The organism is Geminocystis sp. CENA526 (genome assembly GCF_050753365.1).
GTDB lineage: Bacteria > Cyanobacteriota > Cyanobacteriia > Cyanobacteriales > Cyanobacteriaceae > Geminocystis.
This window is the reverse complement of sequence record NZ_JBLZFY010000119.1, coordinates 1-11,057: the sequence shown is the minus strand read 5'-3', so window position 1 is coordinate 11,057 and position 11,057 is coordinate 1. Positions and strand designations below refer to the sequence as shown.

Here is an 11,057-nt window from a genome sequence, read left to right as displayed (position 1 = left end):
TAATTGTTAATTGTTAATTGTTAATTGTTAATTGTTAATTGTTAATTGTTAATTGTTAATTATTTTTTGATTCCTTGATAGGTAATAGTTAAAAATTGTTTTTCATTTAAAACTCCTTTACCCCAAGTGTCGTCTAAATCTGCTAAAATTTTCTTGTCAATTAATTCATCTAAAGTCATGTTTTGCTCGATCGAATCCTTCACTCTTTGATTAACGATTTTGAGCATTTCTTGAAAAGCAATTAATTCTTGTTTATTGCCTACCTTTCCATGCCCCGGAATTAAGATCGTTTGGTCATCACATAGGGGTAAAATTTTATCAATACCTGCAATCATACCATCCACTGAACCGCCCACTTCCGTATCAATAAAAGGATACATTCCGTTAAAAAATAAATCTCCCGTATGAATGATATTTTGATCAACAAAATGAAGCACAATATCCCCGTCAGTATGAGCAAAGGGAGCATGAAAACCACGAATTTCGTTACCATTAAAGTAAAAATTGATGGTTTCGTTAACGGTAATTTTCGGTAAGGCAATATCAGGAGAAACTGGAATATCAGCCCCTATAACTGTATAGGAATGGGGGACTTTCATCTGTTTGCGCATATTTTCATGGCCAATAATTAATGCTCCTTGATTAGCAAAATTTTCATTGCCTCCTGTATGATCAAAATGATAATGAGTGTTGAATAGATAACGAATGGGTTGATTACTGATTCCCTCGATCGAACTCTTGATTTTAGCGGATAATGGAGCAAACTGGCTATCAATCATCAAAATTCCATCATTCCCCACAGAAAGCCCTATATTGCCTCCTTCCCCTTCTAACATATAGATATTATTTTTCAAGAGATTTGCCTTAATTTCTATTTGATCAAAATCTCCTTGTGCTACATGATGATGCTCGATCGAACTGTGAGAATTTGTTTGGGAGGTAGTGTTAAAAGCAATAACATTTTTTCCCCATAAAAGAATGATTAATGAACTAACAATAAGGAGAAAATAACTAATATAATTAAACGGAAATCTTTTTTTAAACATTGGGAATAGTTACTATTCAAAAACGACATCTAATTATAGCTTTAGTTTTTCATATTGAATGTATCAATCGTCAACAACTTGGTAGCCAAATTCAGCTAACCTTAAACGAGATTGGCGCCATTTAGGCTCAACTTTCACAAACAATTCTAAATAAACTTTACCACTTAATAATTTTTGCATCTGTTGACGAGAAGCACTACCAATTTGCTTTAACATCGAGCCTTTATGACCAATCATAATCGATTTTTGCGAATTTCTCTCTACATTAATCGCTGCATAAATTTTCGTTAATTTCTCCCCTTCTTCCATCTTTTCCACCGTCACCGCCACGGAATGGGGAATTTCTTCCTTCGTGAATAACAAAATTTGCTCTCTGATTAACTCTCCAATAATAAACCTTTCAGGTTGATCTGTGACTAAATCAGGAGGATAATAATAGGGACCATAATCTAATTTGTTAATCAATTCTTGTTGTAAACTCTCTAATCCTTCCCCTGTCACTGCTGAAAAGTTTATCATTTGCCAATTTTCTTGACAAATTTCTTGATAACTTTCATTGAGTTTTTCTCTGGTTTCTCCCTGCAAATCTGTTTTATTTAACCCCAACACTACGGGAGTTTGACTTTTTTGTAAGATTTCTGCAATATATCGATCGCCCCCTCCACAGTCAGAAGAAGCATCCACCACGAATAAAACCACATCCGCATTATTAATCGCTGACACCGCATTTTGCACTAAAACTTTGCCTAATTCATGGTGTGGCTTATGAATACCTGGGGTATCCACAAAAATAATTTGCGCTTGGGGAGTGGTTAAAATACCCCGTAAACGATTGCGCGTAGTTTGTGCCACAGGAGAAGTAATAGCTATTTTTTGCCCCACTAAGTGATTCATCAAAGTTGATTTACCCACATTCGGGCGCCCAATAATAGCGATAAACCCTGATTTAAACTCAGGGGTGGCAACGGGAATAACGGGTAAAAAAGATTGATTAGCCATGGGGAAAAATTCCTAGAATATACTCACCTTGATTGACAGTATCGTTAGTAGAGACATCATAAATTATGCCTTCGTCTGCGGATTCAATCTCTATTATAGTAGGTGTTATACTGGTTTTTAGAAATGACAAAATGTTATACAATACATCACCTCGTTGAATTTTTGTGCCTTCTTTTAAACGATGACGAATAATTCCTCCTTGGGGTGCATAATAACTTTTGATGGTATTTTTAGGTATTAATTTTGTCTTTTGTTCAGGAGTAATTAGTTCTAAATTGAGCATTTTTTTTGCTGATAAATAGTTAATAATTCCCTTAAATCCTTTCTTAACAGATTCTTCATTTACTTTCATTCCTGAGCCTAATTCTAATGTCCATGCTTCCACATCAAAAGTGATATTTCTTCGGGCTTGACTCAATTTTTTCTCTAAGACTAACCAAGGATTTAAAAAGGCTTCATCAAAGGCGTTACCGTCATATTTGTTCATTAAAATACCATAATCTAAGAGAAAATAATCAGCACTTTTTTGACGATAATCAAAACAATAAAGATAGTCGATCGAACTGACACTAGAACTATGAATATCTATAACATAATTAGCGTTTAGAGATAAAGATTGTAAAATATTACGGTAATCTTCAGAAAAAGAAACACCTCGATAGGGATTGATTTTGTCTAGTTTTTCCTGAAACTTATTAAGAATATCTTTTAAAAAATTAGCTTGAATTTCTTGTTTAGAAAGATTAATATTTTTTCGCACAAAATCATCGATATTAACATTTTCGTGACTATAATCCCAAAAAATGCGATTCCAATTATTGCCATCATAGGGGCTATATCTGCCTGTAGAAAAAAACAGATTGCGTTGATTAACTCCCGTAGGGTTACACATAGGAATTAAGACAATTTCTCCTTGAACTTCATCGCTATTTAAGCTATTTAAAAAAGTAATTAATTCATAAATAACGGCATTGCCAACAATTTCAGCACCGTGTAAATTAGCTTGAATATAGGCTTTTTTATTCCCTGTTTTTCCTTGAAAAGTATATACGGGAATTTGTAAAGTATCTCCACTAGCTAAAGTTTGTATTTCTATTAATTGATAATCAGGTGTCATAATTTCTGATCAGAAAATATATTTTGATAGATGAGAAAACTTAATGATAGAAGAGATTGCTTCGTTTCCTCGCAATGACATAATTAATTGTTTTTTTACTTATCTTAATTCCTCATTCCTCATTCCTCATTCCTCATTCCTCATTCCTAATTATTCAGAGACTTTGACACCATAGGTATTTAATACAGCTTGTAATTGCTCCTCGTCATCTTTACTTAAGGAAGTGCGTAAAACTGTACCGCCATATTTGCTTACTTCGTCTAAGACTTTATCAGGAGTTACTTTCTTGATGAGAATAAATAAAGCAGAGGTATTCGGTTGTAAAGTCTCTCCTAATTCTCTCATAAAATTATCGTCAACTCCAATGTCACTTAATGCACCACCGATCGCACCAGTAGCCGCACCAACTGCAGCACCAAAGAGGGGTACAAGAAATAAAGTACCGATTAATAATCCCCAAAAACCGCCACTAGCCGCACCAGCAGTGGTTAAGTTAATGGCTTGTTTGAGTTGCACTTTTCCATCGGCATTCTTGACGACAACGGCGGCATCTTCTAATTCGATTAAGTGCTCTCTTTGTAATTTAGCAAGGGTTAATCTTACTTCTTCGGCTTTAAAAATGTCATCGTAGGCGATCGCAATTAGAGTACTCATATTTAATTGATTTTCAAAATTGTTGATAAACTAACATTAATTTAACAGAACTTAATCTTAATCTTAATCTTAATCTAAATTTCTGATATAGCTTATGACATTTTCCTTCAGAGATTGTGCTAAATAGGCGGTTAACAAAAAACTACTTTCTCTGACGGATTTGCCTAGATAATTTTTGACGGTTAAACACTCCCCAATTTTGACGGTGACACTACACCCTTTTTGGGGAATAGGTTGACTATATTTAATTGTCACAGGAAGAATTTTTATTTCTACTTCTGGCTTGGCAGTTTCTACTTCTAAGGCAATTTTTGCAATACCTCTTTTTAAAGTTTGCACTTCATCGGTACGATATATATTTCCCTCTGGAAAAATTACTACCATCTCTCCTTGAGACAACAAGTCAAAACTATGGCGTAAACTGTCCATACCGGGGCGCTCAGTATTTACCTCGAACCCCCCCAGACGTTTGATCAACCATCCCTGTATGCCCTTCATTTCGTTGGCTGATACCATAAAATGAGGGTTTCTTCCACTGACTAATTTTCCAGTAGCGTAAGGAACCACTAACGCATCCCAACGAGAACGATGAGTGGGCGCAATAATTACCGCCCCCGTTTTGGGTACATTTTCTTTGCCGATAATTTCCATTTTTTTAAAGAAGAAGGGAAACACTAACTTAGTGGCAAGAGGATAAACTAATTTAATTAACCAAGGGGATATATGGGAAGTTATCTGACTTTCATGGTGATAGATTTGAGTTTGTGTTGATGTATCATTCATAATGGGGATAACTCCATCAATATTTACTATACCTCTAGGTTAAAACTATTGTGCCATTATTCGGGGTTCGATCGTGCCACTTTTTCAAGTTTCACGTTTATTGACAGGCAAGATGGCTGTTTTACGTTACGAATCAGTATAGAGAGAGATTATTAATTTTTAATTTCGATGGTTGCTTTTCTACCTAATCGATCGTCTATTTCTAAATTTATTTTAATATATTGGGGTGGTAAATAAGGCAATAATTCTGCCCATTCGATCGCAGTAATTCCTGCTTCAAATTCAATACTTTGCCAATAATTTTCTAAGTGTAATTCTTTAATTTGTTCTGCATTTAGACGGTATAAATCGATATGATAAAGGGGAATTTTTCCTTCATAATATTCATTAATTAAAGTAAAAGTTGGACTGACGATCGAATCTTGAATACCCAAACCTTCCCCTAATCCTTGAATGAGAGTAGTTTTTCCTGCTCCTAAATTACCACTTAATAATAAAACAGTATGAGGAGTTAATTTTTGTGCTAAATCTTGTCCTAATTTTTTAGTAGCTTCTTCATCAGCAAGTAAAATAATTTCTGGTATTTTGTCAGTCATATCATGAATAAATTTATCAAAAAATATTATAACTTGTTCCTGTTTTTCTTGAAATAAATACCTATTACCCATTACTCATTACCTATTATCTATTACTTCCCTTCATCAAAATACTATATAAATGCGTTGGAGTTAATTACAATCATCACTGGGGGTAGAAATAACTTCCACGGTAGCAAAACCACTATTTTTCATTAACTGTGTCATGAGTATAACTGCTTTTTCGTTGGCTTGATCTAATATCTTTTGTTGACAAGCGGTTTGTCTTATTTTCGTTAGGGTTTCTTGTTGTGCTTTAGTATGCAACTCAGGTGCAACATCAGGACCTAAATTGAGAAAACCTCGATCGTAATGATAAACTTGAGATTGATTTACGTCTATTTTTTCGTCTAAAATTTGGGCAGGAGGTAAGGTTATTTTGATTTTATCTCGATCGATCGAAACATCATCAACGGTTATCATACTTAAGTCTAAACCTGCCTTCACTTCTCCTCTGGCAACGTAAAGTAAATTTGTTTCCCCTACTACCCAATTACCAATTTTACGACTAGATGAGGTGGGTACGATCGAATCCATCGTAAAAACACTGGTAGTTAATTCGCTTACCATCTGTATTTGCTGAAGAATAATATAAGGATTATTAACCTTAGCAGTAGTTACTTCATGACGAAAAATATTGGTAATACCTTGAATAAAATTATCCGTAGTTTTCCAGATACCGAATAATCCCAGAAGTATCGCTAAAGTAAAACCACCACCGCTTAAAAATATCGTCCTTTTCCAGAGACGAGGATGGATAATAAAAGGTTTAGAGGTATTCATGGAAATCTGAGAATCAAAAATTAAGTATAGGTCATTATACCATAACAAAACACGGCTGTTTCATTTTTCAATTTTTACTGAATTTCGATCGAAACTTGTGCAGTATAAATTTCATCAGGTTGTAAGTAGTTTAATTGTTCTCCTGTATTAAGAGCATTACGGGGCGCACTCCAAGGCTCAATACAAATAAAATTTTTATCTTTCAATGTCCAAAATACAAGGGTAGAAAATAAGTCACTGTAGGAAATTTCAACTTTTAAATTGCGTTTTCGATCGAAAAATCCTGCTTTTTGCCCTTGTAATTGAGTAAAAGCGATGTCAATTTCTTCCACATTATAGTCTAATTCCCCATTAAAACTATAAGTTTTATCCCCCAACTTGCTATTATATTCTTGAGCAGGAATATCCAGTTGTAACTGAGTTTTATCACCGCAGAAAAAATAAGGATGAAACCCCACAGAAAAGGGCATGATTTTCTGAGATTTATTATAATAAGATTGCTCAATAATTAATTGTTTTCCTATTAGTTTATAAGTAAAATTTAGCTCAAATTGAAAAGGATAAACTTTGATAGTTTCTGAATCACTGCTTAAAGATAAGGTTATACTGGCACTATTATTAGTAGATTGATTTGTGACTATCCAAGGTAAATCTCTCGCAAAACCATGTTGTTTTAAAACATAACTTTTTTCTTGATAGGAATAGAGATTATCAGGTAAATTTCCACAGATAGGAAACAAAATAGGAATGCCTCCTCTGACACTTAATTGAGGATTTTTAAATCTCTCTTTATCTAAATAGAAAATTTTTTGTCCTTGAATTGTCCAATCCGTAACAATTCCGCCTCTTTCTGGCACGATTTCTAAGCGAGAATCACTATCTAAATCTTTTAATATATAAGTTAAATATTCTTCTTGTTTAACTGCGATATTATACATAGTTTGCTTCTTCTATTTTGAGTATGATAAATTATTGATCAAGGTAGGGAATAGGGAAAAAAGATAGATTTAATAATAATTAGATAACATTTTAATTTTATATCACTAATATTTAAAATAAATATATTTGCGATAAATAATAGGCAATTATTCCACTGATAACAGGTACAGTTAAATTATCTATACCGATCGAAGAAAAAGTTTCTAATATCGTAGCACATATTCCCACGATCGAGGCAAGGATTAAATTTTGCCAAGAAAAACCCATGATAATTATAGTAACAAAAATACTAACTATTGTCATAGTAAAAGAACCTTCCCAGCTTTTTTTATTACCTAATACTTGATATTTATTTTGTCCATATTTTTGTCCAATTAATGCCGCCATGCCATCACCATAACTCATAATTAAAATACCAATAGTAGTAAATTGTTTTTGTCCATTTTGCCAAAATAACACGGTTAAAATGCCAATACTAATAGCATAGAATAGAGTGCCTAAACTTTTTCTTCCTATGCCATTAACACTAGGTAAAATAGGGAAAAAATAGGAAGTAATAGCAATCAAAGATGCGATAAAAGAAGCTAAAATAATCACATCCTTAGAGATGTTTAAATACCATGCCAGTAAAATCACATTTCCCGTACCTATATGGACAATTTTGCGAGTTAATTCAGAATCACTCTTATAATAACGACTAAAAATTTCTGCTATTAATAACAATATACCTAAATAAATAGTCACGATCGAAATGGACACAAATTCTAGGTTTAAATTCATAGTAAATAAGTAATAAAAAATGAGTTATTTAGAAGAAAAAATGTTCAATCACAAGATTTTAATTGACACTTACTCTAAAATTTAAACTTTTGTTGTATTTAGTTATTTTATTTTGAGTATGATAAATTATGTCTTAAAAAAGGTGTTAGGTATCTCGTTGTTGATAAGCGACGCTCAATAACCAGAGTCAAAATGTAGCAGGTATTAGGTTAAATTCAAACTTTTTTCTGTCTTCCAATCCGTAAACTTAGATGTACAATACAATATAATTCAAAAGGTATTATTAGTAAAATTTGAAAATCCCTTGAAGGGTTCTAAATATTGTACCATTAAGAATGATGGTGTTAAAAGGGCGAACGATGGGACTCGAACCCACGAATGGCGGAACCACAATCCACTGCCTTAACCACTTGGCTACGCTCGCCGTTACGATATTTGATTATAGCATATTTTTTGTAAAATGATCTAGTTATTCTGAAAAAAAATTTTATGAATCCATTTCCTCGTGAACAGAAAAGTCCTTTATCTATTACCTTAACCATAGGAGGAAGTTTATTTCTAGTCTTTGGTTTACTTTTAGCTTTCACTAATCCCAATCAAAAAAAATATGAGTTATTTGCCACTGAACAATTAATCACCTATGCTAAGGAGAATATTTGTAACGCTACTTCTAATAATTTAGAACAAGTCATTAAGAGTCAAGTCTGTAATTTAATGATTGATACGGGTAAAAGTCAAGTACCTACCCTTATCGGTAAAACAACTCAAAGACGTAATTATCTCTTATTAAGTATTTATGAGACAAATTTATATCTCTATAATTTCACCACCATCGGGCTTTTAAATCAATTTTATGTCATTGGTTTTGAAAAAGTATATCAGGAATAGATATAACCGGTCTAAATTTCATATAATGTGGATTAAATGATTCGATCGATTTTAAGGTTTTATTTTTCAACCCCCAAAAAATATAATTACCATGAGCAATAATATTAAGTCTAACACTCAGGAAATAATCGAAAGTGAATATACTAGGACTCCTCCTTGGGGTACAGTTACGCTATTAGAAGATGGAAAAAATTACCGTATTCATAAAATCATTCTCAAACCAGAGCATCATATTAGTACTCAATTACACTATCATCGTAGTGAACATTGGATAGTAGTAGCAGGAACGGCAAAAGTAATTATTGATGGAGAAGAAAGGTTATTATTACCAAAACAGTCCACTTATGTACCGATGAATACCCGTCATCGAGTTGAAAATCCGGGGGTTGTACCGTTAGTCATGATTGAGGTACAAAATGGAGAATATTTAGGCGATGATGATATTATCCGTTTTCCCGATGAAGAATAAATAGAATTTCTGATTATCTCTCAATTCTTTATTTTTAAGAGATTTTTTGATAAAGTTGGGTTGAACAATGTTCAACCCCTACGCAGAAAATGAGATAAAAAATTCAATTGTAGTTTAAGATAAACCCACAGAGGGAAGTTTGCTAATCAGAGATTGAGCATTACTTAGAATACCGTATAGCACGACAGTACCTTGAGCTTCACTCCAACGAATCATAAAGTTAGGTTGTAAACCAAAGAGAATAATTAAAAATGCTAACACTAAAGCAGGAATCCTTTCACTCCACAACACGGCTGGTAAATTGCTTAACTCAGGAGTTAAACGCCCAAAAAAGACTCGATTAACCATTAATAAAAAGTAAACTGCTGTCAATCCTGTACCCACTAAACACAGTAAAGTAGGAATAGGGAAAATAGGAAAACTGCCTCTAAATACCAGAAATTCTGAGATAAATCCTACCATCCCCGGTATTCCCGAACTTGCCATGACTGCTAAAATCATCAGACTACCAGTAATAGGTAAGCCTTTTTCGGGATTAAGTAAACCTCTGAGATAATTGACATCTCGACTGCCAGTCTTTTTATAAACAATGCCCACCAGAATAAACAACATTGCCGAGATTAAACCGTGACTTATCATCTGCAAAATAGAGGCATTTAAACTTAATCTTGTGGTTGCCGCCGCCGCTAATAACACATAAGCCATGTGGGCAATGGAAGAATAAGCGACTACTTTTTTCATATCTTTTTGGGCGATGGCACAACTAGCACCATACAAGGCACTAATACTAGCTAAATAGGCTAAATAGGGGGCGATTGTCACCCATCCCTCAAGGAAGAAACCGACTCCAAATCGTAGTAAACCATAAGTTCCTAATTTCAACAAAACTCCTGCTAAAAGTACTGATACTGGAGTACTAGCTTCCACATGGGCATCGGGTAGCCAAGTATGGAAGGGAAAAATAGGGATTTTGATAAAGAAACCGATTAAAAGGGGTATTAATAGTAAGATTTGGCTACTAACTGCAATGGAATGGGATTTTAAAGGCTCAAATGCAAAGGTTGCTTCTCCACTTAACCACACTAAACCGAGGAAGGATGCCAAGATAAAAAAGCCCGAAATGAAAGTATAGATTAAAAATTTCATGGCGGCGTAACCTCTTTTTGCCCCACCCCATACGGCAATTAAAAAATATAAAGGCACAACTTCTATTTCATAAAAGAGGAAAAATAGCAATAAATTTTGAGCTAAAAATGCTCCTGCAACTCCTCCTGTTAATAATAAAATCATGCCGTAATAAAAGCGAGGGCGTTGTATATCTTTTGGGGTAATATAAACTGCTATTAAGGTTAATAAACTATTGAGACATAATAAAGGAAATGATAAACCATCCACTCCTAAGTCATAACCTAAGCCTAACCACGTTAACCAAGTAAAATGTTCGGCAAATTGTATGCCTATAATGTCTGTTTGAAATTGCAAACCTAAAATAAGATTAAGAACACAAATTATTCCTGTTATTATTAACGTTATATTTCTATAAATTAGATTATTTTTAAAATTAGGTAAAAGAGTGATTATTATAGCTGAAATTATAGGAATCCAGATAAATAAATTTAACATTTTTTAAATTAAATTACTTTGACTATTTTAGGGTAAACATGAGCGATCATTCTGTGGTAATAACCTTTTGATTGTACCAGTTTCAAGGTTAATATTAGATTTTATTTCTCAACTAAACCCTCAAAATCGATCGAACTACCAACAATCCTCATCTTCAATTTCTTCTTATTCTTGATAATGATACCGACAGAACAACAAACTGACAAATTTTCACTTAAAGGTTTGAGTTTACAACAACTTCGCAAAGAGCATCGATTGCTTTAGCTGTGGGATGTATTGCGACACAATATGCGGGTGTCGAGAATATTTTTTCTAAAATTAGTTGTCATTTTTTATTTTAC

The 11,057-nt window shown here is 33.4% G+C and carries 12 protein-coding genes and 1 tRNA gene; 2 read left to right on the top strand and 11 right to left on the bottom strand.

Annotated elements, in window-relative coordinates; genetic code table 11:
• Positions 1 to 59: 59 nt before the first annotated feature.
• The 10 genes from ACN4EE_RS19995 to ACN4EE_RS19950 form a co-directional block, all read right to left on the bottom strand.
• Entirely contained in the window at positions 60 to 1,046 is a 987-nt protein-coding gene (locus ACN4EE_RS19995) for an MBL fold metallo-hydrolase (protein ID WP_431708258.1), read from the bottom strand.
• A 63-nt stretch (positions 1,047 to 1,109) separates the two neighbouring features.
• Positions 1,110 to 2,045 (bottom strand): GTPase Era, encoded by a 936-nt coding sequence (gene era / locus ACN4EE_RS19990; RefSeq protein WP_431708257.1) that lies wholly within the window; start codon positions 2,043 to 2,045, stop codon positions 1,110 to 1,112.
• Complete coding sequence (locus tag ACN4EE_RS19985) at positions 2,038 to 3,162, bottom strand: succinylglutamate desuccinylase/aspartoacylase family protein (protein WP_431708256.1); 1,125 nt, start codon at positions 3,160 to 3,162, stop codon at positions 2,038 to 2,040. The genes era and ACN4EE_RS19985 overlap by 8 nt, the downstream gene beginning before the upstream one ends.
• A 150-nt stretch (positions 3,163 to 3,312) precedes the next feature.
• Positions 3,313 to 3,816 carry a DUF1269 domain-containing protein gene (locus ACN4EE_RS19980; RefSeq protein WP_431708255.1) on the bottom strand — a complete coding sequence of 168 codons (504 nt, stop codon included), beginning with the start codon at positions 3,814 to 3,816 and terminating at the stop codon, positions 3,313 to 3,315.
• Positions 3,817 to 3,885: 69 nt separating this feature from the next.
• A complete protein-coding gene (locus tag ACN4EE_RS19975) occupies positions 3,886 to 4,599 on the bottom strand; it encodes a lysophospholipid acyltransferase family protein (RefSeq protein ID WP_431708254.1) in 714 nt (237 codons plus the stop codon).
• Positions 4,600 to 4,751: 152 nt separating this feature from the next.
• Positions 4,752 to 5,195, bottom strand: coding sequence for a tRNA (adenosine(37)-N6)-threonylcarbamoyltransferase complex ATPase subunit type 1 TsaE (gene tsaE / locus ACN4EE_RS19970; RefSeq protein ID WP_431708259.1), 444 nt, complete (start codon positions 5,193 to 5,195; stop codon positions 4,752 to 4,754).
• Positions 5,196 to 5,327: 132 nt separating this feature from the next.
• Positions 5,328 to 6,017 (bottom strand): DUF4230 domain-containing protein, encoded by a 690-nt coding sequence (locus ACN4EE_RS19965; RefSeq protein WP_431708252.1) that lies wholly within the window; start codon positions 6,015 to 6,017, stop codon positions 5,328 to 5,330.
• A 74-nt stretch (positions 6,018 to 6,091) separates the two neighbouring features.
• Positions 6,092 to 6,955, bottom strand: coding sequence for an aldose epimerase family protein (locus ACN4EE_RS19960; protein WP_431708251.1), 864 nt, complete (start codon positions 6,953 to 6,955; stop codon positions 6,092 to 6,094).
• 112 nt (positions 6,956 to 7,067) lie between these two features.
• The gene (locus tag ACN4EE_RS19955; protein WP_431708250.1) at positions 7,068 to 7,736 is read right to left on the bottom strand and encodes a diacylglycerol/polyprenol kinase family protein; all 669 of its coding nucleotides are present in this window, start codon (positions 7,734 to 7,736) and stop codon (positions 7,068 to 7,070) included.
• Positions 7,737 to 8,087: 351 nt separating this feature from the next.
• A tRNA-His gene (locus ACN4EE_RS19950) sits at positions 8,088 to 8,160 on the bottom strand.
• A 65-nt stretch (positions 8,161 to 8,225) separates the two neighbouring features.
• Between ACN4EE_RS19950 and ACN4EE_RS19945 the strand changes: the two genes are divergently transcribed.
• Together ACN4EE_RS19945 and ACN4EE_RS19940 are read left to right on the top strand one after the other, a co-directional pair.
• Complete coding sequence (locus tag ACN4EE_RS19945; protein ID WP_431708249.1) at positions 8,226 to 8,624, top strand: DUF4359 domain-containing protein; 399 nt, start codon at positions 8,226 to 8,228, stop codon at positions 8,622 to 8,624.
• Between the two features lie 91 nt (positions 8,625 to 8,715).
• Positions 8,716 to 9,093 carry a phosphomannose isomerase type II C-terminal cupin domain gene (locus tag ACN4EE_RS19940; RefSeq protein WP_431708248.1) on the top strand — a complete coding sequence of 126 codons (378 nt, stop codon included), beginning with the start codon at positions 8,716 to 8,718 and terminating at the stop codon, positions 9,091 to 9,093.
• A 114-nt stretch (positions 9,094 to 9,207) separates the two neighbouring features.
• Here ACN4EE_RS19940 and ACN4EE_RS19935 read toward each other — a convergent pair whose 3' ends face one another.
• On the bottom strand, positions 9,208 to 10,716 hold the full coding sequence (locus ACN4EE_RS19935) for an NADH-quinone oxidoreductase subunit M (RefSeq protein WP_431708247.1): 1,509 nt from the start codon (positions 10,714 to 10,716) through the stop codon (positions 9,208 to 9,210).
• Between the last annotated feature and the right edge of the window lie 341 nt (positions 10,717 to 11,057).

Excerpts from the sequence above, each read along its gene's own strand:
- ACN4EE_RS19995 (WP_431708258.1), bottom strand. The coding sequence starts at position 1,046 with ATGTTTAAAAAAAGATTTCCGTTTAATTATATTAGTTATTTTCTCCTT.
- era (WP_431708257.1), bottom strand. The coding sequence starts at position 2,045 with ATGGCTAATCAATCTTTTTTACCCGTTATTCCCGTTGCCACCCCTGAG.
- ACN4EE_RS19985 (WP_431708256.1), bottom strand. The coding sequence starts at position 3,162 with ATGACACCTGATTATCAATTAATAGAAATACAAACTTTAGCTAGTGGA.
- ACN4EE_RS19980 (WP_431708255.1), bottom strand. The coding sequence starts at position 3,816 with ATGAGTACTCTAATTGCGATCGCCTACGATGACATTTTTAAAGCCGAA.
- ACN4EE_RS19975 (WP_431708254.1), bottom strand. The coding sequence starts at position 4,599 with ATGAATGATACATCAACACAAACTCAAATCTATCACCATGAAAGTCAG.
- tsaE (WP_431708259.1), bottom strand. The coding sequence starts at position 5,195 with ATGACTGACAAAATACCAGAAATTATTTTACTTGCTGATGAAGAAGCT.
- ACN4EE_RS19965 (WP_431708252.1), bottom strand. The coding sequence starts at position 6,017 with ATGAATACCTCTAAACCTTTTATTATCCATCCTCGTCTCTGGAAAAGG.
- ACN4EE_RS19960 (WP_431708251.1), bottom strand. The coding sequence starts at position 6,955 with ATGTATAATATCGCAGTTAAACAAGAAGAATATTTAACTTATATATTA.
- ACN4EE_RS19955 (WP_431708250.1), bottom strand. The coding sequence starts at position 7,736 with ATGAATTTAAACCTAGAATTTGTGTCCATTTCGATCGTGACTATTTAT.
- ACN4EE_RS19945 (WP_431708249.1), top strand. The coding sequence starts at position 8,226 with ATGAATCCATTTCCTCGTGAACAGAAAAGTCCTTTATCTATTACCTTA.
- ACN4EE_RS19940 (WP_431708248.1), top strand. The coding sequence starts at position 8,716 with ATGAGCAATAATATTAAGTCTAACACTCAGGAAATAATCGAAAGTGAA.
- ACN4EE_RS19935 (WP_431708247.1), bottom strand. The coding sequence starts at position 10,716 with ATGTTAAATTTATTTATCTGGATTCCTATAATTTCAGCTATAATAATC.